Consider the following 25,469-nt stretch of genomic DNA (forward strand, 5'->3'; position numbering starts at 1 on the left):
ATTATAATACGACTAACATTAAATAAACTGTTGTCACTTATATACTTAAGAATTATTTATTTGTTGGTGTACCAAGTCACTGGTTTTTCAAATTGGCTGAGCTTATTTTCGACACCCAGTGTTAAGGCAAATAATGCCATACGGACCAGTACACCATTTTGGGCTTGTCTAAAAATAGCTAGGTTGTCTAAATCATTTAAATCACTATCAAGCTCGTTTGCTTCAGGGCGAGAATCGCGTGGTAAGGGATGCATTATCACAGTATGTTGCTGGCAAAACTGCTGATAAATTTTTCTATTTAAGCTGAAGTGACCACGGTATAAATTAGCTTCGTCTTTACTGGCAAAGCGTTCTTGCTGAATGCGTGTTTGATAGATGATATCGCACGATAAATTATGGTCAATTTTATCGGTAACCACAACTTGATGTCCGGCATTGGTTAAGGATGAGATTATACTGTCGGGCATGTTAAGTGCGTCAGGAGATATCATCGTTACTTTCATGTTTTTATATAAGCTGAGTAATTTTGATAATGAATGTACGGTTCTCCCGTGTTTGAGATCACCCATTAAGACAATATTTAAACCGTCTAAAGTTTTGTTATATGGCGCCATTTCAGATTGCATGGTAAACAAATCAAGTAAGGCTTGTGTTGGGTGTTCATTAGCTCCATCTCCGCCGTTAATAACCGGTACACTACTGCCTTTTGAAAACTCTTCAACCGAATACATCGTGGGATGTCGCATCGCAATAATATCAGAGTAGCCGCTAATAACGCGTGCCGTGTCAAAGAGAGATTCACCTTTACTCAACGATGAATTTTCTTGTCCAACGGTCTCACGAACAGCACCACCAAGAAGGTTAAAAGCGGCACCAAAACTGACCCGGGTACGAGTACTGGGCTCGAAAAAAAGATTATTGAGAATTGCACCATCCAACACATGACAACGCTTCTTACGCATAGCATAAGGCGCCATTAGTGATGAAACTTCTAAAATACGAGAGATAGCATCGCGATTAAGCTGCGAGACAGAAAGGATATGACTTCCTTCAAACTTCATCATAAAAAGTTACCCAAAATTATAAGACTGCGACTATTTTTGATGCAGGAATATAGCACAATTCAGAAATGTTGAGAATAGATTATCGCTGCTATTCAATTTCTGTGGGTCTAAATCAAAGCGCTCAACCTAATTGATGAAAGCTTCTTATGGGCTATAAGCCAGAATATAAGCAAAGATCGCCCATTAGAAAGGTTTTAAATACACCAAATATAATATGGCGAGTAATATAAGGACGGGAAATTCATTAAAAATTCGATAAAATTTTCCTGAACGTACATTTTTATCTTCTTTAAAATCTTTAACTAACTTAAAACAATAACCATGGTAAGCGAGCAGTAAAATCACTAACGTTATTTTTAAGTGCAACCATTTTGAAACGATAAACCAAGCGTATCCATAATAATAAATCAAGGCTATGCCTAAAGACACAGTTAACACAGCAAAAGGTGTTACAAAATATAACAAACGTTTTTCCATACCCTTTAAATGCTCGGCAACCTCAATACTAGAGGTTTCAGCGTGATTAACAAACAGGCGTGGTAAATAAAAAACACCCGCAAACCAGGCGATCATAAAAAAAACATGGCAAGCTTGTAACCATAAAAGAGTTGTCATACTGTTGTTTTTCCTTCTAATAAATAACTTCTGATCTGTTCAAAAGTAATAATGCCTAAGATCTCATTAGGATCATTATCATAAATATAAACACCACCATCTCGCTGTTCAATCAGGGCTAAATAGGCTTCAGCTAAAGTTGATTGGCTTTGCAAAGGTAGTAGCTGTAATTGTACTATTTCTACGCGCTTAGTGCCTGAATCGTGTTTTATTTTTAACCATGAAAATGTTGAGTAAGGACTAAGACTTTCTGTTTCAGGTGCTACTTCAATAATAACATGATTTAATAATTCAACATTCTTCAATGCCCTGAAAACTTCCAAAGAACATTCTTGTTGATAAACGCTAATATTTTCCTGTAAAACGCCTAATACACCGATACGTTGTAATGATTTCTCGATGGGGGATTTTCGATATTTGAGACCCTGTTGCTCAAGTTGCATAACAAATACCGATCGGTTGTTGAAAAACTGCCCTGAAAAGACACAGGCAGTGGTGATGACTATCATTGCAGGCACAACAACCTCTAACTGATTTGACAACTCGACTACCGTTAATAATGCGGCAAGGGGAGCGTTTAGTGTTGCAGCTAAGAACCCCGCCATACCCATTAAGGCATAATCACCAGCAAAATTTTCTCCGGGAAGATAACCCGTAACTAATATTGAAACACAGGTGCCTACAATAGCACCAATACCAATAATAGGACCGATAATTCCACCAGGAATACCTAAGCCTAAAGCGGTAATGGTCATCAAAATTTTAGCAAATAAAACCCCAAGTAATAATTGTAAAGGAATATTATTTTCTAAGGCAAACGTTATTACACTTAAGTCTGTGCCCATAGCAAAGGGTACAAAAAATCCAAGTATCCCAGTAATTAATGCTGCTAACATAATGCGTGGCACAATATGAATCGAGCTCGAATATTTTATAATAAGGACTAAGTATCGGTTAAAGCCATAGGCTAATAACCCAAGTATTAACCCTAATATAATCAAAATAGGATAATGATCAAAACTGAGGGATATTTTACTAAAATATCCAAATTCATGGGTAGGTCCCAAAAGGCTTCGGCTGATCATTGACCCTGTAATAGAAGCGATCATCACAGGAATAAAAATATGCACTTTGTATTCGCGTAAAATAACTTCCATAACAAATATAACAGCGGCAATGGGGGTATTAAAACAAGCGGAAATACCTGCGGCAATGCCACATGCACATAGTGTGCGTATGGTATTAAACGGTAGATTTAACTTGTTACCTAAATAACTGCTACAAGCAGCTCCTAAATGTATAGCAGGCCCTTCTTTTCCAACTGAGAAGCCGGACGCTAATGCAATCACACTACCGAAAAATTGATTCAACGTATTGCGAAATGGAATAATGCCATTAGCTACTTTTAGGCGATGCAACACAAAAGGAATACCGGTACGTAAATACTGGTAGCCGGTTAGCCAAGCAAAAAATAAAATGACTAATCCGCCTACTATAGGCAAATGGAAACGACTTAAAGCACTTAAGCTGGTATAGTTATTTTTTTGGACTAAATAAAAGCTTTGAACTGTCTCAATGCTGTAGGTGAATAGCACAACTAGAAGTGCTGATGCAGTGCCACCTAAAGCGGCTAACAAACAAAGTTGCCAGGAAGTTCTCGGTAAGGCTAAACGTTTTCTAAGTAAAGAGAGCGATATCATAATAATGAATGGGTGCACCTTTTATTGTTTGAGCCTAAAAATATTTATTAACTCGTTGGATATCATAATACTTTTCAAATGAATTGGTTAGCAAAAATAAATCTAAATACGGTTGTTGTGCGTTTAGGCGCATTCCGTTCCGCCCTTTTACTTCTTCTCGTGATTGTTATCTGTCTTTACAGTGGCTATCGTGTTGGGAATTTTTATCATGGTTATCAAGTTAAAACGTTAGCACAACAGCAAACGCGATTGAGTAAACTTTATGAAAAAAATGTTCAGCAAAACAGTCAGATTAATACCCTTGAAGTAGAGCTAGAAGTTGAACGTATGGCTAATCAGCACTCCCAAGAGCTTTTAAAAATAATGGAGTCTGAGCATTATGAAGTAAAAAAAGAATTAGCTTTTTATGAAAAAGTGATGGCACCAGAAAAAACCGCTGATGGATTGGCAATCGATCGAATGATGGTCCATCCAACAGCCAGTCCACATCATTTTCGTTTTCAAATTGTTTTAATGCAACAGCAAGTACGTAAACGTTTTGTTAAAGGCTATGTCGATTTTACTTTATTGGGGAGTTTAGATAATAAGCCGAGCGAATTAAAGTTAAGTAATATATCGGTATCTACAAAGAAAGATTTATCCTTTAGTTTTCAATATTTTCAAATCGTTGAAGGTGAGTTTACTCTTCCAGATGATTTCTTACCTGAAAAGTTAGAATTAGCTGCTATTTTACCGAAGAACAGATGGCAAAAATATCAGCGAATAGACCAGAGCTATATTTGGAATGATTTATTAAAAAACACTCAATAATGACAAGTGTTTTTTAATTATTCACGCTATTCCACAGTAAGCTTTTCCATAAGTGCTATAGCAGCAGCTCTGTTAGGAAGTGTACTTTCATTTTCTAACGCAGCCTTTAGGTATTTTTTTGCTTCACTCTTGCGATCTAATTGATATAAAGTAACAGCTAAGTGATACTTTATTTCAGCATTGTTGAAATCTTTAACAATAACTTGTCTAAATATAGGTAGTGCCAAATCTGCTTGTTTGTTTAGGGTATAAGACCAAGCAAGTGTATCCATTATTGCGACATTATCAGGTAATAGCTTGTGTGCTTTTTTTGCATACGTTAATGCCTGAGGGAACTGCTCCAGTTTAATGAATACTTGTGCGGCGTTATTCAACAAAATTGGCAGTTCAGAAAACGCTTCAATTAAATCTTGGTATTTTTTAGCCGCACTCTGAAGTTGATTTCTTGCGACTAGTGTATCGGCGATTGCTATTTGAGAGGTAATGTCTTTTGGGTTCTCTTTAACCCAAGGGGTTAATAAGTTAAGCGCCTTTGAAAAGTGCTTTTGTTGTTTGTATACACGATATAAACCATAAACAGCGGGCCGGTTTTTACTTTTTCGCAAGGAAGCTAGAAATATTTTTTCTGCTTCGTCTAGTTTTCCTAACTGTAAGTATAAGTTACCCTCAAGGTTGTTTAAAAAGATAATATTAGTAATTTTTTTGGCTATACGCTTTAAAATATCGAGCGCTAACGTTTCGTTTTTTTGTTGTAGATAAATATCAAACAACTTTAAATGGGAGTCAAGATTTTCAGCATTCCATGAAATTGATCGTTTTAAGCTGAGTGTAGCACCTTCAAAATCTGAGCGTGACAATTGGGCATCAGCAAAAACATTATAAACATTTGATTTATCATTACTATTTTTAACCGCTAACTCGAAAGTACTAAACGCTTTTTGGTATTCTTTATCTGCCATGTATAAATTAGCGAGCGCTAGATAAATACTTCCTGCCTTGTTGTTCTTGTTTAAAAACTGACTGGTTAAGGTTATCGCTTCTTTCAATTGGCCAAGCATGACTTGTATTTCAATAATATTTATTAATGCATTGGGGTTAGTGTTATCAACACTATAGGCCTTTTTGTAGGCTGATAACGCTTCATTATTATTGTTGGTTAGGCGATGTATATTACCTAGCTCAATCAGTAAAAATGAATTGGGTTCTGTTAGTTCAACGATTTTCTTATTTATTGTTGCTATCGCTTTTTCTGGCTGTTGTTCTATAACATCGATTCTTGATAAATGGACAAGTGTTCTAAGGTTGTTAGGGTTTAACTTTAGTGATTGTTCTAGTGATTTTTTTGCTAGTAGGTGCTGTTTTAGTTGACCTAATAAAATACCTTTTTGTAAGTGCAAAACGCTATCATCACTTTGTAAAGTTAATGCAAGGTTCAATTGCTCTAGTGCCTGTTCAAACTGATTGTTTTGTTGGAAGGCCTCTGCGAGCAGCACAATAAAACTTATATTAGCATCTATTGATTTTGCTAATTGAAGGTGAGTAATAGCTTGTGGGAATTTTCCCGATAAAATTTCTAACTTTGCTAACTCAAATAAAGGTTGGGGATTTTCTTTATCACTGTTAATAACATCTTTGAGGTAATCCTCAGCAAGTTGTAGTTCTCCTAATACGGTATAGGTCTGACCAAGAAGCGACCATGTTTCAACATCGTTAGGGGCTACTAGTCTAGATTTTACTAATAATGTTTTTGCACGAAAGGGATTATTCAATGCGAGTTCAATTTGAGCGGCTAACTTTAACGCTCTTATATCGTCACTAATAATAGCGATATATTTTTGCAAAAAATCTTGAGCCTTTAAATTTTCTTGTTGCTGAAAACTAATCACACCCGCTAAATAAAGATACACGGGATTCTGTTTCATTATATCTTCGGGTAATCCCATCAATACGGTATTGATATGGGCGGTTGTTTTATTAACTTCTTCAGTATTACCTAAGGCACTGTTCGCAATTATCTTTAAATAATTTGCTTTTGGCTCATTGGGAATTTCTGTGATGATTATACTAAGGTCGTTTAAAGCAAGTTGAAAATCACCCAGTTCAATATATAAACTGGCTCGCGTAAGTAACGCAGGAAAATCTTTATTGTTTAGCTCAATAACTTGTGAAATTATTTTTAACGATTCAATCTGATTACCAGCTTGCTGTTCTATATTGGCAAGCATTGTTAAAGCGATACTGTTGGTTGGCGATGAAGATAGTGCCTTATCAATATAGACTCTTGCTTGGAGCATACTTCCATTAAGCATACCTACTTGTGCTATGCCTAATTGGGCTTTAATACTACTAGGCATATACTCTAAAGCTTCTTTGAATAAAACTTTTGCTTGCGCTAAGTTATTCATCGCTATGAAAGCACGTCCTTGCAATACGGCAACTTTACTCAGTTGTTGTTTTTGAGTTATAGAAGCCATTGGGGCATTAATTACTTTTTTATATTTTTGCTGTAAAAGATAAGCTTCAAGCATTAACGGCAGTATTTTACTTTCATCGGCATTCTTTTCTTGGGCGTTTTCTAGTTGATTTTCTGCTGATGCGCCATCACCCATAGCAATATATACTTCGGCGAGTAACACCATAGAAGGTAAATGTTCAGGATTATTTTTTAAAGCATTCTTTAAATGAATAATTGCCGCGTTGAGTTCAGAAAGGTAAAAACTTGCTAGGGCATCTTCATAAGGTTTATCTGCGCTTTGATCGGGCAAAGCCAGAGCATGCGAACTCAGCAATAAAATTGTCCCGCAGAGTAAGGCTAAAGTCGTTTTTACCAAAGAGGCCATTTAATTATTTCTCTTATGAAAATCAATTGCTAAGGATACTAGGAGTCATTATGAATATCTAGCAGATCTTTAATTGTTTAAGTTGTACATTTAATAGTTGTCGATATTTTTTACACTTTTAGGTAAGATAATCGTTATATGAAATAATATAATCCTATGCATTTAAAAATAAAGGGCTTTTTAATCTTGGCCTGAATATTGAACTGGGTTGGGTCAATAAGTAAATAAAAATTTATACATAGTCTTGTGTTTTTATTACACATGTTATTTATGCCAGTATTTAGGAGTAGGTTTAAAATATGAAATGTTTAAAATGGATTGCAATAGCTGCACTATCAGTATCAAGTATTAACGCGTTTGCAGATACACTTAGCGCCGAAGACATGATGAAGCAGTATGCTGATAAAGGTTATTCTGATATTCAAGATAATTATATAGGTAAAGGTCATAGAAATGACATCAATGGTAAATCTTATCTATATGACGTTGACCAAATGTTTGTTTCTCGTGTCGGTACCACACTATCTGTTGATATCTTTACTGCATTTTACAACGATATAAATAGAGACGGCATCAGGCTTGGTGATTTGTTTATGGCTGCTAATAATAGTTTTAACAGTACTGGAGAATCGCCTTGGGATCCCCAAGGAAATACCTCAGATGACAGCTTTACTAGCGCTGCAGCTAATTCAAATACCGGCACAAATTGGAACTACGTTTACGATTTAAGTGGTGCACGTAATTCTAATTCAGGAACTGGGCATTTGAAGTCGAATTTTGGTGCTAATCAAGTTGTTTCTTCAACGACTCTTCATGGTAACAGTGCCCGTGCTGATCAAGCGGTTATGCTTGCTGATAATAATCATACTGATAAGATTCATGATTCATCTTCATGGTATGCAGATACTTCTTATAGCTATGCTAAGACCGTTGGTGATACATATAATGGCTACGGTAAAGTGAGTTTTTCGTTTGATGTTGCCAATACTGCATTAGCGACAGCTAATCAAATAGCCTTTCGTTGGGCAATGACCTGTGCTAATGACATTATTGAAGGTGTAGCTTCTTTTGCTCCACCTAGAGATACTATTGCAGTGCCAGAGCCACAAACATTTGTGTTAATGTTACTTGCTATGTTTGGTCTTATTTATCGTAGAAAAATAACTCACTAATTTACTATTAGCTACTGACCCGTTAGTGGTTTAATTAATGCGCTATAGTTAATTATATAGCGCATTTTTTGTATATATTTTAGATAAAATTCTTCTTCTTGCTGATAAATTTTACTATCTCAGACAATACTTGACTAAATTAGTCAAGTTTAAGATAATACACGCGAGACACTCCCGTAACATCTTTGTAAGTAGAGCAATATGTCAACTCCCGAATTACCAATAAAATTTTCCGATGCCGCCGCAAATAAAGTATTATCTTTGATCACAGAAGAAGAAAATCCGGAATTGAAATTACGTGTTTATGTAACAGGTGGTGGCTGCTCTGGATTTTCATATGGCTTTACTTTTGACGAAAAAGTGAACGATGGTGACATGACTATCGTTAAAAAAGGCGTCACTATGGTTATTGACCCGATGAGTTTACAATATTTAGTTGATGGTGAAGTTGATTATATTGAAGGCTTAGAAGGCAGTCGATTTTTAGTACATAACCCAAACGCTTCATCAACCTGTGGTTGTGGATCTTCTTTCTCAATCTAATTCTCTTTAGTTACATTGTGATTAACAAAAAGCCAGCGAAATATTACTGGCTTTTTTGTGCTTTTTTGTGCTTTTTTTCAGCTACGGCCATTCTTTTATTTAAAAAGTTTTTTAAATTAGGCATGCTATTACACCTGATACTGCCGCCAAGCAGGGTTGACATCGTATTTAGCGCACTATTAAATTTACTGCTATTACAATCGACTTCTTTAATTTTTGCTTTCGCTGGGGCTAACTGATCATACGTTGTGATGGATTGGGCAATTGTACTCTTATCGGTTAGGTATTTAGTTAAGCTGTCGTTTGCAGCGTTTTCACGAGCTTGGTTATCTAAACGTTGCTTAAGCTTCTCTAGTGACGTTTGACTCATTTTTTTACTTGATGTTTTACTCTCCAACACGTTTTTATCAATTGGCTGTTTAGATAACTTTGCAGGCAAAATATTCCTATTATTGGTTTTTTCTAACCATTCATTACTTATTTTTGTTTCATCTGTTGGTATGGTTTCTTTAATGGCTAGCGGTTCCTTGCTGGAAGTAAGAGTCGCTTTTTTCCTTAACCGTAAAGGAAAATATAGGCGAGCTTGAATAATAGGGTTAACCGAATCGTTATTTTTTACTGCGCTAAGTGGAACTGTTGATAACCCTTGTGTAAAAATTATCAGTACCGCTATATGCAAGATAATTGAGAAAGTCAGTCCATTGCTTAATTTATTTAAATGTAATCCTGCTTGTTAACTTTATATTTGGCACTGTAGTATTGAGCTATAAATCTTTTAAAAGTTCAGTATTCGCTTAATTAGGGTTCAATGGTTTAATAAAGATAGTTTGCCACTTTTTTAAGGCGAACCTATTTGCATGTCGGCGCAAGATTCTTGATACTGAATTAATTCTATAATCAATAATATTTATAAAAGGGAATATAATGCTTAAAGTGCCTTTTCAATCGGTAATAAAAACGCTTGTTTTCAGTAGTACTTTGTTAGCTTTATCAAGTTCAGCGGCAACACTGACTGAATCAGAAACTAAGCAACTGACACAATTAAAAAATACCGCTCTGCAATCTAATTTGTCCTATAAGGTCTTAGAATCTTTAACCACGGAAGTGGGGCATCGATTAATGGGTTCAGAAGGTGATAGAAAAGCTGTCATTTGGGCGCAAGCTAAAATGAACGCTTTAGGCTTTGATAAAGTGTGGACAGAAGAAGTCACGGGTACTTTTTGGCAACGTGGTGAAGCACAAGCAAAAATAATCTCGCCTTATCCTCATAAGGTCGTCGCCATTGCTCTTGGTGGCAGTATTGCTACCAGTGAAGAAGGGTTGATTGGAGATGTTGCACATTTTGAAACCTTAGCTGGCTTAATCGCGGCACCAGATAACAGTTTAGATGGAAAAATTGCATTTGTTTCTTATCAAATGGAAGAGCATATCGACGGTAACGGCTATGGTCCAGCAGTAGGTACGCGTGTGGGTGGGGCAGTTGTAGCCGCTAAAAAAGGGGCATCAGCATTAATTATGCGTTCTGTAGGTACAGACAATAACCGTATAGCTCATACCGGCATTATGCGTTATGAGGCTGGCGTGAAAAAAATTCCTGCGGCTGCGCTTTCAAATCCTGACGCAGACTTACTTGTTAATCAATTAAAGCGTAATAAACCGGTTAGCTTTTATCTAAAATTAACCAGCCATACTGATGCTAAAATAACAGCTGTTTCTGCCAATGTCATTGGTGAAATAACCGGTAGCGAATTTCCTGATGAAATTGTCTCAATTGGTGCCCACCTTGACAGCTGGGATGTCGGTACGGGTGCATTAGATGATGGTATGGGTGTTGCTATGATGCTTGCCTCTGCTCACCATATTGCTCAATTACCTATACGTCCAAAGCGCACTATACGCGTCATTCTTTTTGCAGCTGAAGAAGTGGGTTTATTAGGTGCAAAAAAATATATGGAGGTCCATGAAAAAAATATGGATAATCATATCATTGGCGCTGAATGGGACTTTGGTGTTGGTCAAATTTATAAAATGACTTCGGGTGTTGGTAAAGAGTCATTAACGGCAATTAACGATCTTGCTAAGCATCTTGCGCCGTTAGGCGTTGAATTATCAAACGATAATAATGCACAAGCACAATCAGATATGAGTGTAATGAGCGCTGCAGGTATGCCAAGCATGAATTTTGCACCTGATGGCACCAAGTACTTTGATTATCACCACACAGAGAACGATACCTTGGACAAGGTGAACCCTGAAGACTTAAAGCAAGCAACAGCGGTTTACACCCTCTTTGCTTATTTTTCAGCCCAGTCAGGAATTAACTTTAGAAAATAATATGAGGAGTCGTGAAAAGTTAAGGCTGATTTTTCGCGACTCATTATTCATCACTTCGTAAATATAATCCCTTATTCTTTTTATTTAGCTCGCCTTCACCTGCTCTTCTATTCGTACAAGTATAAGAAACATTTATTGTTTTCTTGATTTTATTAGAACTATAAACTTAACTTTTAATAAATATACTTACTCATAGTCAACAGAAGAAGTTCTCTAAAGTGCTCCACGAGAGTAAATGAATAGTACCTTCACTGTGCCTTATTTTCAGTTTTATTAAAAAAGGTGAATTAATCTTTGGTGTTTACTCGCGTTAATGCTGGTAAGGTAATAGGGGGCTATAGCTATTTAGTATGAAATTACTAAAAACGTATCCAGCTAATCATCTTATGATTTATAATAAGTTGAACTTAGCCTAGCGATTGAATAACAACAGACTTTCTTGTGGAGTGTATGCTTGATAAGCACTTCTAGCAGATTTAGAGCATTGTGTAGAACGGAGTCTAGTCATTGAGTTTCATGTAAGCTCAACTTAAGAAAATGCTAATGTAAAAGTAGTTAAAAATTTTTGAAGGCCCAAAGGGTTTATTATTTGAGTATTTTAACAATGTACGGTGCATCGTACGTCATTTACGATTAGGATAAATATGAAGTTTTTTAAAGAATTACCTATATTTCATAAAATATTAGCAATACTAGCGATTGCAATTTTGAGCTTTGTTATTAATTTACTTATTAACATTACTGCCATCTCTAAAAACCAAATATTATTACAAAAAATTCAAAATACTACGATTCATTTGGTTAACTTAACCAGTGAAAATGTCAGTACTTGGCAACGTGTAGATGAGCTCTATAACCAGAGTGTCTCTTTTGGTGATGAAGAGTTAGTTGATCAAGCTAGTAAGTTAGTTACGGTATTAACTGGTAATTTAACGCGTATTGATTCACTTGAACCCTTGTTTTCCGATACTTCTACTTTAGTCTCATTAAGCAACGAGTATAATGATATCGCACGAAAGATTTCAGTAGGATTTATCAAGGAAGAAATCGATTTTCAATTGGCCTCAACAAAGACCAGTATTGATAATAAAGCAGATATTTACCAAAAGGTTACTGACAGCTTAGCCCAGGAAAAAGAAAAGGCAGCTAAAGTATTTAATACCTTGGTTGAAGAAACTGTGGCTAACTCTAGTGACTCAAGAGATTTAAGTATTTTAGTGGGTATTTTACTTTTGGTTATGATGTCACTGTTGAGTATCATTATCGCACGTTCAATTAGTCATTCAGTATTAAATATAGATGCTTCTTTAAAAGAACTGGCAGAAGGTGATGGTGATTTAACTAACCAGATTGAAGTAGTGAGCCATGATGAATTAGGCAATGTTGTTAAGCACTTTAATGCTTTTACTCAGTTGCTAAGAGGTATTGTTTCAGATGTCATTGATGTTGTGCCACCCCTGACTAAAAGTGCTGAACAATTGGCTGAAAAGGTACGTGATGTTGATGCTAATGTACAAAGCCAAGCAGAAGTGGCTGAAATAACAAAACAATCTATGGTTGAAATGCAATTTAGTGTTGCTGATATTGCTAAGTCTGCCGCAGAAGCCGCAAATGCTGCAGGTTCTGGAGAAGCAGAAGTTAATCGAGGCATGGAGAATGTTCAGCGTTCTTTACTTATTTCAGGTCAATTAGTCCACGAAATTGGTAATGCAGCTGATGTGGTTGATAGGCTCGCTAAAGACTCGCAGAACATGAACAAAATTCTTGATGTTATTAATGGTATTGCCGAACAGACAAATTTATTAGCGTTAAACGCTGCAATTGAAGCGGCCCGAGCGGGCGAGCAAGGCCGAGGCTTTGCTGTAGTTGCAGATGAAGTTAGAAGTTTAGCTTCAAGAACAGCGTTATCGACTACTGAGATTCGTGGTTTACTAGATAAGCTCATTTCAGCGGCTGACCAATCGGTAAGTACTATGGGATTAGCGCGAGAAAAAGCAAATACCAATGAGGAAATATCACTTGCAGTTGATAAATCTTTAACAAATATAAAAGAACAAATCGGTCATATCAGTTCAATGAACAGCCAAATTGCTACGGCAACAGAAGAGCAATCTTGCGTTGCTGAGACAGTTGTTAATAATATAGAGCAGATGTATAACAGTTTTGGAGCGACTCAAACAGCGATCGAAGAAATTGGTAATGTGGCTCATTTAGTTGATAAAAATGCCATTCAATTACAGAAGGCAACATCGAAGTTTAAGGTTTAAGACCTTTACCCTTCCATTAAAATAAATTCGATGATTTTGTTCATATCTAGATCAAAATCATCGGCTCTTACCCCTCTAATAATAAAGTCTTCATTGTCGGATAAATTTATATCTTCAGCCATTACGTAACGGCCATCTAGAGAATTATAGAATGAACGGACATTAGGGTTGATTGGGTCGCCGTCATTTCTGCTTTCGACAATAGCCAGTTTATTGGAACTCAATTCGACTAATGAGCCAACAGGGTAAATACCCATACACTTGATAAATAAGTCGACTAAACGCTGATCTAAATGCTCTTTTTGCGCCAAACCTCTTAAAATACTAAATGCTTTTATATGGCTATAACCCTCTTTATAACAACGGTTGGCGGTTAGGGCATCAAAAATGTCACAAATGGCAATCATCCGACCATATTTCGTGATTTTTTCTTTAGGGATGTTATAAGGGTAACCAGTGCCGTCTAGCTTCTCATGGTGGAGGGCAGCAACTTCAAGACTCAATTCGGAAATACCCGGTGTCGACTCTATTATTTTTATCGAGTGGTTTACGTGGCTTTTCATTATGGTAAATTCAGCTTCTGTTAACTTACCCGGTTTATTTAAAATGCTGTCTGGAATATTAATTTTACCGACATCATGTAAAAAAGCACCAACTGAAAGTAACTGAACTATTTTTTTGTCTATTTTTAAAAAACGCGCAAAAATCGTTATTAATACAGAAACCGATACTGAGTGCTCAAGTAAGTACTCATCTTTTTTCCTGATATTGATAACACAGGCTAAGGCATCCGCATTTTTAAATACGGTATCAATGGTTTTATTCGTTATTTCAATAACGGGTGTTAGGTTTATATTTCTTCCTTGTTGAGCATCTGCAAATACTTGCCGTTGAATCTCTTTTGATTGATTAAAAAGTTTTTTCGCTTTGCTTATCTCTAAGATAATGGGTGATTTATTACTTGCGGGTAAGGGAGTCTCTTTTATACGACCAACTATATTATTATCGGCATCGAAGGTCAGTGTTTTGCTGGTATCAATTAATAAACTTTCGACGCCCCTGCTACGCAAATTACCTATAACCTTGATATTTTTTATATGGCCAGGGGTTGTTAAGCTGTAAGCGCCTCGTTGTTTGGCAATATCAACCACATAATGCCCTTTTAATAATCCTGAAATTTCAATTTCAACAATCATACATAATTTACTCGTTAAACTAACAACTGTTTTCTATTATTCTTTAGTCGATATAAATGGGTATCAGCCTCTTTTAGCAGTTCGTCCATCGAACGTTTTCCATCACTTGCTGCTACCCCACAGGTTATTGTAACGGGTACAACGGCTTGTTGGTAATGCATAGGGTTTTTGATAAAAAACTCGCTTAAACGTATTGCTGCTAGTTCCGCTTCTTGGTGTTTTTGGCTTGCCAATACCACAACAAATTCATCGCCTGCGAAACGAAAACAGCGGTCATTCTCTCTTATTAATCCTTGTAAATTTGTTGCTATATAAGTTAATACTCTATCACCACAATCATGACCGTATCGGTCATTAACTTGTTTGAAATCATCACAATCAACAAATAATAGTGAAAAGGGAACGCCATACCTTTGCTGTCGTACTAACTCCTCAGCAATATACATTTCCATTAAACGACGGTTGGCAACACCGGTTAAGCGATCATAATGTGCCATGTATTCAAGTTGCTCTCGAATGAGTACATTGGATAAGCACAAACTTACTTTAGTAGCGAGTTGCTCTAAATGAAAGGTGCCAAGTATATTACTAAAGCGACTTTTATCTCTATCAGAAAACAATAGGCTGCCAAAAAGTTGCCCTTCTAGTATTAAGGGAATAAGCGCAATAGATTGTGCTTCTATGAGTAATTCAGTAGGTATAACAGCAGGTAAATTATCTAAATCATTCGTTAGGAAAGGTTTACTGTCATGATGAAAAGCTTTTAACTGCTCTAAAGATATTTTGTTACTATGTCGCTGTTGCCAATTCGATTGCAATCGTTCGTTGAATAAATAGCTAATCGGTGTTGGTTCAACCAAAAGTAAAGTAATTGAAGTGATATCAAATTTTTGTTGTATTGAGTTCAACAAACGTTGGATAAGTTCTTCACAAGATTTACTTTCAAGTACTTCTTTTTCTATTTCAAATAGCTTTAGTGCAATGTTTTCATTAGCTTTTGAGTTGGCGATTAGTTGCTCAATTTCTAATTCTGACATAATCATTTCTTGTTTTATGAAACCGTTTTAATTGTGTTCTTTTCAGAGCTATTGTGCAAGGGCTTAGTCAAATCCCCTTTGTTAATCGCGATATTGACTAAAACATTACTTTTAAACGCTAAGGTAGTTAAGATAATGGTATTAATATTGCTTAACCTTTAATAGTTGATAAAAGAGGCTGTTGGCAACAAAAAAATGTCAGTCTTCATTACTTAACCTTTTTTATGTTCAGCCGATAATAAGTTAATGCTTATATATTTATTTGAATTTTTGGATTGTCATTTATGCGATTTTTATTAGTAATTTTAGCGTTGTTATTTTTTATAAGTAATACCAGCTATGGTCAAAAACTTGAAGCCGTGCAAATTTATACAGATAACCAGCTGTTGGGTTTGATTAAAGAGAATAAACATTTAGGGCAAGTTGTGCTCGACGAATGTCAGCTTGTACAAGACATTGAAGCACGAGCCACTAAATCAGAATACCCTTCGTACCAATTTCTTTGGGGGGATATGCTAGCGTATGGTGTCTGTGTTAAAAAAGATGTACCGCTTGGACTTCACTTTATGAAAAATGCTGCAGACCAAGCTTTGCCTGAGGCACTTGAACAACTCGGGCGTTACTACCATACTGGTAAATTTATGCAGGTTGATGTAGAAAAAGCAATGTTTTATCTCAGAGAAGCCGCGGCAGTAAATAATTTAAAAGCACAAATCCGTTTAGCCGATATTTATGCACAAGGCTATGGCAGTCCATTAGACTACCCAGAGTTATATACACAACTTCATCACTCGGTTACCGATGATAAAAAAATTCATCAGCAAATTGCAAAAATATTATCAGTGTTGGCAGATAAAATGCCAGAGCATGTTGTTAATTCAGCCAAAGAAGGTAAATTTTAAGCTGTTTTTCATGCGATGACATTTTTTATCGCATTACTCGCTTAATAGCTTTAGCTAATCAACCCCTTGATTAACATGAGCCTAAACGAATTTATTGCGTTATTAAATTTTAAAATAGCATCATCATTCGATAAAATTAATGCCTATCGGCATCGTTTTTAATTACCACTGAAAACCAACGCTTTGATTGGTAACGGGTATAGGTATATAATTGCTGCATTAACACATTAATCGAGTTTATCCCCTGAAAGATCCTCATCAAAAACGCGAAGCACAAAAATACGACAATCCAGTGGCGAGTCGAGAATTACTATTATCAGTAATAGAAAACTCTGCTGTGCCACTTAATTTTAAAGCGATATGCAAAGCTTTGAATTATCATGATGAAACTCATCATGTTGGCGTAAAACGACGTTTGCGTGCTATGGAAAATGCAGGTCAGCTTGTTTTTAATAAACTTAAACAATATGTCATTCCTGCGAAAAATAGTTTGATCACCGGTAAAGTTACCGGTCATCGTGATGGTTTTGGCTTTTTTATACCTGATATTGCTAAAGGTGAGAAGCCAGGCAAAGACTTTTATATTTCATCTCACGAAATGCAACGGGTATTCCATGGTGATATTGTTAGCGCTATTTTAGTGGATCGTACCGATCGCAAAGGCCGACAAGAAATTAAAATAATTGAAGTCATCGAACCGCGTAAAGCTGGCATTGTTGGCCGCTTCTATGTTGAACATGGTATCGCTTATATTGTTCCAGACGATGCGCGTATTAAACAAGATATTTTGATTGAACCCGAAAGCAAGCTTGGTGCGCGCCACGGACAAATGGTGGTGGTCAATGTTTTGCACCGTCCATCAAAACGCAATAATGCCGTAGGTGAAGTGATTGAAGTCTTAGGTGATCATTTAGCACCAGGCATGGAAATTGACATTGCTCTACGTGAGCATGATTTACCACATGAATGGTCGGCTAGCGTTATTGAAGAAGTTGCAACAATAGCAGACGAAGTCGAAGACGAAGCAAAAATTTCACGAGTTGACTTACGTGACTTACCGCTAGTCACTATAGATGGCGAAGACGCTAGAGATTTTGATGATGCTGTTTACTGTCATCCTGAAGAATCGGGTGGCTGGCGTTTATGGGTGGCTATAGCCGACGTAAGTTACTACGTACGTGATGGTACAACGCTTGATGATGAAGCTATATCTCGTGGTAATTCGGTCTATTTTCCGAGCCAAGTTATTCCTATGTTACCGGAAAAACTATCTAACGGCTTATGTTCATTAAACCCTGATGTTGACCGTTTATGTATGGTTTGTGAAATGACTATCAGTGCGTCAGGTGAGTTGTCGGGTAGTAAGTTCTACTCAGCGGTTATGCGCTCACATGCTCGCTTTACTTATAGCAAAGTCGCAGCAATTCTATCGGGTGAAGACGCAACCGAAAAGGCAGCGTTGCGCGAACAATATCAGCCATTAGTCGGCGATTTAGAAAATTTATATCAAATGTATTTAGCATTAAAGACCTCGCGAACTAATCGTGGTGCCATTGCTTTTGAAACCTCCGAGTCTCTATTTTTGTTTAATAGTGATCGTAAAATAGAATCGATTGTGCCGCTTATTCGTAACGATGCGCATAAAATCATTGAAGAATGTATGGTTTTAGCGAATGTGGCAACGGCAAAATTTGTAGAAAAACACCAAATGCCCGGTTTATTCCGTGTCCATGACAAACCGAGTGAAGATAAGTATAAAAACTTTGTCAGTTATTTAACTGAACTCGGCATATCCTTGCCAACGCGAGAGCAACCTGAACCTGCTGATTACGCTAATATTTTAAACCATGTTCAAGGTCGTCCAGATCAAGAGTTGATCCAAACCATGTTGCTGCGTTCTATGCGCCAAGCCGTTTATCAAAGTGAAAATTTAGGACATTTTGGTTTAGCACTCGAGTCTTATAGTCATTTTACTTCGCCAATTCGTCGTTATCCAGATTTGGTTATTCATCGAGTGATTAAAGCGATTCTGGCAAAGCAAGCACAAAGCGCTAACGAAAGTAATGAAGCGAACGCCGGATTTTACCAATACTCACCTGAAGAAGTTATTGAACTAGGAGAGCATTGTTCAATGACCGAACGTCGTGCTGATGATGCGACTCGTGATGTTGCTGATTGGTTGAAATGTGAATTTATGCAAGATCACGTTGGTGATACTTTCACCGGTGTTATTTCAACCGTGACTAATTTTGGTCTATTTGTACGCTTAACCGATTTACATATCGAAGGCTTAATTCATATAACCTCTTTAGGGCATGACTATTATCACTTTGATGATGTTCGCATGTGTTTGAGCGGTGAACGTTCGGGCACTAAATATCGTATTGGTGATGTTTTAGAAGTTAATGTTGCCGCAGTAAACTTGGATGAGAAAAAAATAGATCTCGTTTTGTCGGGTGAACAAGCCCCGAAAAGTAGTGGTAAACCTGATGGTAAATCGAAAGCTAAAAGTACAGGGCTGAGAAAAAACGCCGATCAGGGCTTTAATAGGCCCAAGGGAACTAGCGAGAAAGGAGCGCCTAAAAAGCCAAAAGACAAGAAAACAGAAAAATCAAAAGCTAAAAAGCGTACCGCACGAAAAAAACGTCCAGGTAAAAATGCTCGTAAAACGGCTGAGTAATATCGGTTAAAAAGTCGTAACGATTAACGTTCGACCGATACGTAATGAAGCTCGATATAGAGTAATTAAAGAAGAAGTTGAAAAGAGAATAACATGGCAAAACAAGACGAATTAGTATTTGGTATTCATGCTGTTAATGAATTAATTAAACGTGCTCCAGAACGCTTTATTGAGCTTTTTTTATTAAAAGGTCGTGAAGATGAACGGTTAATGACGATCATTAATTTATCAAAAAAGTATGACATATCCACCCAGCTTGTTAGCCGTAAGGTCCTTGATGAAAAAAGTGATGGCGAACAGCATCAAGGCGTCTTAGCACGTATTACTCAAGGAAAAACTTACACCGAAAATGATCTCGTTGATATTCTAGCCCAAGCCAAACAAAAAGATGAAACACCCTTTTTATTAATTCTTGATGGTGTCACCGATCCTCATAATCTTGGTGCGTGTCTTAGAAATGCAGATGCGGCTGGTGTACAGGCTATTATTGTTCCAAAAGATAATGCGGCCCGCCTAACAGCAACAGTGCGTAAGGTTGCTGTTGGTGCGGCTGAAACCGTGCCATTGGTACAAGTGACAAATTTAGTACGTACGATGAAACAGTTGCAAGACAATGGTGTTTGGATTATTGGTACAGCAGGAGAAACGGATCATTGTTTATACGATGAGAAATTAGCTGGTCCAATGGCATTAGTGATGGGCGCAGAAGGTAAAGGTATGCGTCGATTAACCCGTGAAAACTGTGATCAATTAGTGAAGTTACCTATGGCTGGCAGTGTTTCAAGTTTAAATGTTTCTGTTGCTACCGGCATTTGTTTGTTTGAAATAGTACGCCAACGCCGTTAATGCTTACCTACATTAATGCTAGTTAAGTTGCTCCACAGCTTTAAATCCCAATAAAATCATCAAAGAAGTCATTTTCTTGGTGATTTTTTTGTTTATTGCCCTGTATCCTTATATTTATCTTGCCTTCGCTGCTTATATTTACTACACTTCGCGACCTTAATTCAGCCCGAACTTTTTGTTCCTTGCCTCTTTCTGGTGTTTGGCTGAGCCAGCTAATGAGGCTACAACCGTAAGGAGCTCGTAATGCGTCATTACGAAATCGTATTTATGGTTCACCCTGATCAGAGTGAACAAGTACCTGGCATGATCCAGCGCTATACAGACTTGATCAATGCTGCTGAAGGCAAAGTCCACCGTCTTGAAGACTGGGGCCGTCGCCAATTAGCATACCCAATCAATAAATTGCACAAAGCACACTATGTTTTATTAAACATTGAAGCGCCACAAGCAGTTATTGATGAGCTTGAAACAGCTTTCCGTTACAATGATGTTGTTATTCGTAACATGATCATGCGTACTAAAGACGCAGTAACAGAAGCGTCAGCAATGGCTGCTGCTAAAGAAGAACGTCGCGACGATCGCCGCGAAGTTAAGAAAGATGCTCCAGCTGTTACAGAAGCACCAGTTGCTACTGAAACTACAGAAGAAGCTGCGAGCGAATAAGTAACTCGTGACAAACTCTCTTTATGAGAATTGCCTTGTGTTGGTAGGTGAAGTGGTAAAACCACCGAAAAAATCAACAAGCCCTGCAGGTATTCAGCATTGTCAGTTTTCAATGGACCATAAGTCCATACAAAATGAAGCTGGCATGAACCGACAAGCATTTGTCCGAATACAGGTTGTCGCAACAGGTGAGCTGTCACAAAACTTAACTCGTGATTTAATTGCGGGCAGTAAGCTCAAAGTGACTGGTTTTATAAACCGTCATGAATCAAGAAATGGTAACCCACTTCTTGTCTTACATGCTCAACATATTGAAATGATTAATTAAGGTGGTTTTTTTGGTTGGTTAATCTACCCAATAAAGACACCATATTTAGGAGAAATCCATGTCTCGTTTTTTTAGACGTCGTAAGTTCTGCCGCTTCACAGCGGAAGGTGCTACCTCTATCGATTATAAAGATATTGCTACACTGAAAAACTATATCACTGAAAGTGGTAAAATCGTTCCTAGCCGTATTACTGGTACTGCCGCTAAATATCAACGTCAACTTGGTCGTGCGATCAAGCGTGCTCGTTACTTAGCTTTATTACCATATACTGATTTACATAAGTAACCTAAAAAGGGGTTTTGAAAATGGAAGTAATACTTCTTGATAAAATCGCCAAATTAGGCGGCCTTGGTGACAAGGTATCAGTTAAATCTGGTTATGCACGTAACTTCTTATTACCGCAAGGTAAAGCTGTTTTTGCATCTGAAGCTAACGTTGAACATTTTGAAGCACGTCGTGCTGAAATTGAAACAGCATTAGCAGCAACTTTAAAAGCTGCTGAAGCTAAAGCTGCTAAAATCGTTGAATTGGCTGAAATCACTATCGCATCATCTGCGGGTGAAGAAGGCAAATTATTCGGTTCTATCGGTACTAAAGATATTGCTGATGCAATTACTGAAGCAGGCGTTGAAGTAGCGAAAGCTCAAGTACGTATGCCTTTAGGTACAATCCGTGAAACGGGTGAATTCGAAATCGCAATTCACTTACACAACGATGTTGATACTAACATTAAAGTTGTTGTTATCGCTGAAGCTTAATTTAGTTCGCTAAATTACGTTGATAAAATACCGTTATTTCTTTTTAAGAATAGCGGTATTTTTTTGCCTATTGTTTCCGATAGTATAAATATTTTTACCTGAAAATTATCACTGTAAAATAATTCCCCTCTAAAATATCATCAAAAAGTAGGCATACTCCAGTCGTTAGCGTTAAGTAAACCTCGTTCAATTAAACCGCCAATACCTTGTAAACCACCAGTATGTAATAAGACGAGGCGATGTCCTTTAGGAAAATACTGCTGATCTATTAGGTCTAATAACGCTAAAATCATTTTTCCTGAGTATACAGGTTCAAAAATGAAACCTGTTTGTTGGCTAAAGCTTAATATTTTTTCCACATCTTTTTTACTAAATTTAGCATAACCGCCACGGTGAAATTCTGGCATTATTTGCCAATTATTGAAATGTAGATTATCACCGAGCAGGCTATTTACCTGTTCTGTTAAGTAACCGTCTTGCTTTAATACGCCAATCCCTAAAATATTATGCTGATTATTATCTGCTTTTATAAGTCCGGCTAATGTACCACCACTACCCACAGGTGTTATTAAAGTATCAAATTCACATTGTTGATTTAATTCAGCTATTACTTCGCCAACGCCACCTAATGCTAAGGTGTTACTGCCGCCTTCAGGCACTATGAAATAGTCAGGGTATATGAGTTGTAATTGAGCTAAATACTCCTTGTTTTCACGAAGTCGATAGGATTTTCTGTCAACAAAGTGCAGTTCCATACCCCATCGCTGCGCCATCGAGAGGGTGAAGTTACTCGCATATTCCTTTTCACCCCGAATAATACCAATGCTTTTTAACCCCTGCTGATGGCAAGCAAAGGCGAGGGCGTGAATATGATTAGAAAAACTGCCTCCAAAACTTATCACACCGATATAGTTATGTGCTTGCGCGTGGCGTAAGTTTAATTTTAATTTACGCCATTTGTTGCCAGATATTATTGGATGAATAACGTCGTCTCGTTTGATCGAAACAGAGAGTTGATGCCTCTCAAATAAAGGGTGGCTGATTTTCTGTAAAGGAGATTCTGTTTTCATAAAAGGTAATGTTATTCTTTACTTAAATATAACTACTCGATAAAAAACTTGCGCCTTTAATGGAATAGGGGATAATGATTTATAGACATCTGACTATAAATAATAATATTGATAAATGTCACTTATTAAAAAAATAAATAATTTTTTCTCCAAAGTTGAGTCCAAAGACTTGTTAGGTGTAAGTTTACATCAGCATTCTTTTGCCTTTTTTTCTTGTCCAGAGCAGGGGGAATCTCAGTTTCAACAAATTAACTCGCCATTGGCAGAGCATCCTCAACAGATTAAAATTCAAAAAGAAAAGTATCAGTTGCAAGGGCAATGTCATCTAGTGCTGGCCTCATCACAAACCCAAATATTGCAAGTCGACAAACCCAATATTCCCGATAATGAATTAAACGCCGCTTTAAAATGGCAGATTAAAGATCTCGTTAACCATTCTCCAGAAGATATGGTACTCGATTATTTTGACGGTCCAACACTTTCTGGTGGCAATGACAAAATAAACGTTGTTTGTACTTCTAAAAAAGAATTATTAGCCTTAATTGGTCCACTTAATCAAGATGGGCTAATATTGAAGTCGATTACTACCGAAGAATTCGCCTTTGCCAGTTTATTGCCAGTGAAAGATGATGCCTGTTTAATGGTATGTCAGCAACCTAACGAAGAAATAATTTTATTGATCGTTAAGCAAGGCAAAGTATTCTTCTCTCGTCGTTTACGTGGTTTTGCTCAAATTGCAACCAAAACAGAAGAAGAGCTATCGTTTGGCATTGTTGATAATTTAAACCTTGAAATTCAACGCTCAACTGACTACTTTGAACGTCAATTAAAACAAGCACCCATACGCAGTATTGAAGTTATTGTGCCGATGGCTAATGAGGCATTACTTGCACGTAAATTGGCTGAAAACACCAATGTTGCTGTGAACTTATTCACCATGCCTGAAGGTTTTAACCATGCACGAGAGTTTGCGGTAAGCTTAGGAGCAACAAAATTGAATAATATGGAGCCAATAAAATAATGGCAAAAAATTCAATTAATTTACTACAACAAGACTTATTGCCTAAACAAGTGCTGGTGACTTTACCCCGCGTTGTTATGCTTTGGTGTTTAGCGCTCGTCTTTATGTTGTCTTGGACTTTTTTTGACCATTATCAAGTAACTGAATTAACGGCTAAGTACGTAGCGCTTTCTCAAATCAAAACTAATCAAGATAACCAACTTGCTCAACTAGAAGATAAGCTCAAAGCGAACACAGCAGACGTGAAAGTGCTTGAAGAACTAGCAATGTTGAAAATTGTTTTGAAAAATAAAAGTGTGCTATTGAATGAATTAACTGACCGCACTCATACTTCGGTGGCAGGCTTTGCCTCATCGATGACAGAACTATCTTTAATGCACCATAAAGACATTAGTTTGCAGCATGTTAATATTACTTATCAAGATTTAACCTTTTCTGGTGTGGCGCGAACGCCAGAAGCCGTACCCGCATGGTTAGCTAAATTTGAAACATCAAAGTTTTTATCAGGTAAATCATTTATTAATTTTTCTCTTAACGAAAATGAGCAAAAGCTTACCGAATTTTTAGTTAGTTCTAAATCAAAGACTGGAGGCGCCGATGAATAAACAATGGCAAGCGTATAGTGAAAAATATTTAACGATTACTCCTCGTGAACAATATATGGTGTTATTAACTGGTTTAGTTGCCATTATATTTATTATTCATAACTTCTTTATTGATGATAACGCGCTAAAGATTGTTAAGCTTGATAAGCAAATTATACAAGTGAACAACGACAATCGAACAGCTAAAGCTTCTATATTAATTTTTGAAGAAGGCTTGTCAAAAGATCCTAACGAATCATTAAATAAGCAAATTTCACAATATAAAGATAAATTAAATAAGGTTGATGTAAATTTATTAAAACTTACCTCAGACTTAATAGACCCTGTTCAAATGCGTTACGCGTTAATGCAGTTATTAAAAACCCAGAAAGGTGTTTCTTTACAATCATTTCAAGTTATTGCTGCGCAGCCGATGAATATCGCTAGTACCACCGATGATGAGACTAAAGCGGTTGTCGTTAACTCTGACCAGCCAGCATTGATACTTTATCGTCATGCTATAAAAATTAAACTCAGCGGTAGTTACTTTCAATTACGTGACTACTTAACACAGCTGGAAGCATTATCTTGGAAGTTTTTTTGGCAAGAGTTTACTTACCAACTAAAAGAATACCCAGTGAGTGAGTTAGAAATAGAAATGTACAGCTTAAGTACTAAACGGGAGTTTATAGGTGTTTAAAATCTTAACTTTCAACAGTATTTTTTATATAACTTTACTGACTTCTATTGTGGTTAACGCCCAAGATGTTGACCCAACTAAACCACTTTCGGGTACTGATTTTTCATCAATGAGCAAAGCTCAAACGACACCGAAAGCAGAATTAATATTAGAAAGTATTATTCATGGTGTAGAAGTACACACTGCTGTTATTAATGGCCAAGTGTTAAAAATAGGTGATTTTATTCGCCAGTATGAATTAGTAGCTGTGAACAATACCAGTGTGGTCTTACGTTCAGCAGAAAAACGCTTAAAGCTCAGTGTTTTCTCTAGTGTCGTGGTGAAATCAAAATGAAAAG

General features: G+C 36.9%; 24 protein-coding genes and 1 pseudogene. 17 read left to right on the plus strand and 8 right to left on the minus strand.

What is annotated here, in order from left to right; all coding sequences use genetic code 11:
• Positions 1-56: 56 nt before the first annotated feature.
• From H4J66_RS13015 to H4J66_RS13025, 3 genes are all read right to left on the minus strand, one after another.
• On the minus strand, positions 57-1,064 hold the full coding sequence (locus H4J66_RS13015) for an aspartate carbamoyltransferase (RefSeq protein WP_220463301.1): 1,008 nt from the start codon (positions 1,062-1,064) through the stop codon (positions 57-59).
• Positions 1,065-1,247: 183 nt separating this feature from the next.
• Positions 1,248-1,679, minus strand: coding sequence for a CopD family protein (locus H4J66_RS13020; RefSeq protein ID WP_182175403.1), 432 nt, complete (start codon positions 1,677-1,679; stop codon positions 1,248-1,250).
• Complete coding sequence (locus H4J66_RS13025; RefSeq protein ID WP_259369122.1) at positions 1,676-3,316, minus strand: chloride channel protein; 1,641 nt, start codon at positions 3,314-3,316, stop codon at positions 1,676-1,678. Before H4J66_RS13025 ends, H4J66_RS13020 begins: the two co-directional genes overlap by 4 nt.
• A 141-nt stretch (positions 3,317-3,457) precedes the next feature.
• On the opposite strand from H4J66_RS13025, the gene H4J66_RS13030 reads away from it, so the two are divergent.
• Positions 3,458-4,189, plus strand: coding sequence for a DUF6776 family protein (locus H4J66_RS13030; RefSeq protein WP_182175407.1), 732 nt, complete (start codon positions 3,458-3,460; stop codon positions 4,187-4,189).
• 6 nt (positions 4,190-4,195) lie between these two features.
• Positions 4,196-4,333, plus strand: a complete 138-nt coding sequence (locus tag H4J66_RS20815) for a hypothetical protein (RefSeq protein ID WP_404842783.1) — start codon at positions 4,196-4,198, stop codon at positions 4,331-4,333.
• Here the strand turns inward: H4J66_RS20815 and prsT are convergent.
• Positions 4,294-7,029: pseudogene (prsT, locus tag H4J66_RS13035) on the minus strand (XrtA/PEP-CTERM system TPR-repeat protein PrsT); the annotation flags it as partial. The gene H4J66_RS20815 and the pseudogene prsT overlap by 40 nt on opposite strands.
• 299 nt (positions 7,030-7,328) lie before the next feature.
• On the opposite strand from prsT, the gene H4J66_RS13040 reads away from it, so the two are divergent.
• Both H4J66_RS13040 and erpA read left to right on the plus strand, forming a co-directional pair.
• A complete protein-coding gene (locus tag H4J66_RS13040; RefSeq protein ID WP_182175411.1) occupies positions 7,329-8,201 on the plus strand; it encodes a PEP-CTERM sorting domain-containing protein in 873 nt (290 codons plus the stop codon).
• A 201-nt stretch (positions 8,202-8,402) separates the two neighbouring features.
• Entirely contained in the window at positions 8,403-8,744 is a 342-nt protein-coding gene (erpA, locus tag H4J66_RS13045) for an iron-sulfur cluster insertion protein ErpA (RefSeq protein ID WP_070375537.1), read from the plus strand.
• A gap of 43 nt (positions 8,745-8,787) precedes the next feature.
• On the opposite strand, the gene H4J66_RS13050 is transcribed toward erpA, so the two are convergent.
• A complete protein-coding gene (locus tag H4J66_RS13050) occupies positions 8,788-9,423 on the minus strand; it encodes a hypothetical protein (protein ID WP_182175413.1) in 636 nt (211 codons plus the stop codon).
• Positions 9,424-9,668: 245 nt separating this feature from the next.
• Between H4J66_RS13050 and H4J66_RS13055 the strand changes: the two genes are divergently transcribed.
• Together H4J66_RS13055 and H4J66_RS13060 are read left to right on the plus strand one after the other, a co-directional pair.
• Positions 9,669-11,078, plus strand: coding sequence for a M20/M25/M40 family metallo-hydrolase (locus H4J66_RS13055; protein WP_220463302.1), 1,410 nt, complete (start codon positions 9,669-9,671; stop codon positions 11,076-11,078).
• Between the two features lie 644 nt (positions 11,079-11,722).
• Positions 11,723-13,345, plus strand: a complete 1,623-nt coding sequence (locus H4J66_RS13060; protein ID WP_182175415.1) for a methyl-accepting chemotaxis protein — start codon at positions 11,723-11,725, stop codon at positions 13,343-13,345.
• A 5-nt stretch (positions 13,346-13,350) separates the two neighbouring features.
• On the opposite strand, the gene H4J66_RS13065 is transcribed toward H4J66_RS13060, so the two are convergent.
• Both H4J66_RS13065 and H4J66_RS13070 read right to left on the minus strand, forming a co-directional pair.
• Complete coding sequence (locus H4J66_RS13065) at positions 13,351-14,541, minus strand: HD-GYP domain-containing protein (protein ID WP_182175422.1); 1,191 nt, start codon at positions 14,539-14,541, stop codon at positions 13,351-13,353.
• A gap of 14 nt (positions 14,542-14,555) precedes the next feature.
• Positions 14,556-15,578 carry a DUF484 family protein gene (locus H4J66_RS13070; protein ID WP_182175424.1) on the minus strand — a complete coding sequence of 341 codons (1,023 nt, stop codon included), beginning with the start codon at positions 15,576-15,578 and terminating at the stop codon, positions 14,556-14,558.
• Positions 15,579-15,862: 284 nt separating this feature from the next.
• On the opposite strand from H4J66_RS13070, the gene H4J66_RS13075 reads away from it, so the two are divergent.
• The 7 genes from H4J66_RS13075 (at position 15,863) to rplI (ending at position 21,756) form a co-directional block, all read left to right on the plus strand.
• Positions 15,863-16,480, plus strand: a complete 618-nt coding sequence (locus tag H4J66_RS13075) for a tetratricopeptide repeat protein (RefSeq protein ID WP_182175426.1) — start codon at positions 15,863-15,865, stop codon at positions 16,478-16,480.
• 292 nt (positions 16,481-16,772) lie between these two features.
• Positions 16,773-19,160, plus strand: coding sequence for a ribonuclease R (gene rnr, locus H4J66_RS13080; RefSeq protein ID WP_404842784.1), 2,388 nt, complete (start codon positions 16,773-16,775; stop codon positions 19,158-19,160).
• A gap of 93 nt (positions 19,161-19,253) precedes the next feature.
• Complete coding sequence (rlmB, locus tag H4J66_RS13085) at positions 19,254-20,006, plus strand: 23S rRNA (guanosine(2251)-2'-O)-methyltransferase RlmB (protein ID WP_070375544.1); 753 nt, start codon at positions 19,254-19,256, stop codon at positions 20,004-20,006.
• Between the two features lie 243 nt (positions 20,007-20,249).
• Positions 20,250-20,669 carry a 30S ribosomal protein S6 gene (gene rpsF / locus H4J66_RS13090; protein ID WP_070375545.1) on the plus strand — a complete coding sequence of 140 codons (420 nt, stop codon included), beginning with the start codon at positions 20,250-20,252 and terminating at the stop codon, positions 20,667-20,669.
• 37 nt (positions 20,670-20,706) lie between these two features.
• Complete coding sequence (gene priB, locus H4J66_RS13095) at positions 20,707-20,997, plus strand: primosomal replication protein N (protein WP_083277989.1); 291 nt, start codon at positions 20,707-20,709, stop codon at positions 20,995-20,997.
• A gap of 58 nt (positions 20,998-21,055) precedes the next feature.
• Positions 21,056-21,283 (plus strand): 30S ribosomal protein S18, encoded by a 228-nt coding sequence (gene rpsR, locus H4J66_RS13100; RefSeq protein ID WP_070375547.1) that lies wholly within the window; start codon positions 21,056-21,058, stop codon positions 21,281-21,283.
• Between the two features lie 20 nt (positions 21,284-21,303).
• Positions 21,304-21,756, plus strand: a complete 453-nt coding sequence (gene rplI / locus H4J66_RS13105) for a 50S ribosomal protein L9 (protein WP_182175428.1) — start codon at positions 21,304-21,306, stop codon at positions 21,754-21,756.
• Between the two features lie 140 nt (positions 21,757-21,896).
• On the opposite strand, the gene H4J66_RS13110 is transcribed toward rplI, so the two are convergent.
• Positions 21,897-22,826, minus strand: coding sequence for a 1-aminocyclopropane-1-carboxylate deaminase/D-cysteine desulfhydrase (locus tag H4J66_RS13110; protein ID WP_182175430.1), 930 nt, complete (start codon positions 22,824-22,826; stop codon positions 21,897-21,899).
• Between the two features lie 115 nt (positions 22,827-22,941).
• Here H4J66_RS13110 and H4J66_RS13115 point away from each other — a divergent pair, with 115 nt between their 5' ends.
• From H4J66_RS13115 to H4J66_RS13130, 4 genes are read left to right on the plus strand one after another with little or no spacing between them, the layout of a single operon-like run.
• The gene (locus H4J66_RS13115) at positions 22,942-23,847 is read left to right on the plus strand and encodes an MSHA biogenesis protein MshI (RefSeq protein WP_182175432.1); all 906 of its coding nucleotides are present in this window, start codon (positions 22,942-22,944) and stop codon (positions 23,845-23,847) included.
• Positions 23,847-24,452 (plus strand): PilN domain-containing protein, encoded by a 606-nt coding sequence (locus H4J66_RS13120; protein WP_182175434.1) that lies wholly within the window; start codon positions 23,847-23,849, stop codon positions 24,450-24,452. Before H4J66_RS13115 ends, H4J66_RS13120 begins: the two co-directional genes overlap by 1 nt.
• Entirely contained in the window at positions 24,445-25,131 is a 687-nt protein-coding gene (locus H4J66_RS13125) for a hypothetical protein (RefSeq protein WP_182175436.1), read from the plus strand. Before H4J66_RS13120 ends, H4J66_RS13125 begins: the two co-directional genes overlap by 8 nt.
• The gene (locus H4J66_RS13130; RefSeq protein WP_182175438.1) at positions 25,124-25,465 is read left to right on the plus strand and encodes a hypothetical protein; all 342 of its coding nucleotides are present in this window, start codon (positions 25,124-25,126) and stop codon (positions 25,463-25,465) included. Before H4J66_RS13125 ends, H4J66_RS13130 begins: the two co-directional genes overlap by 8 nt.
• The last annotated feature ends 4 nt before the right edge of the window (positions 25,466-25,469 follow it).

It is taken from the genome of Colwellia sp. MB3u-55 (assembly GCF_014076785.1).
GTDB lineage: Bacteria > Pseudomonadota > Gammaproteobacteria > Enterobacterales > Alteromonadaceae > Colwellia_A.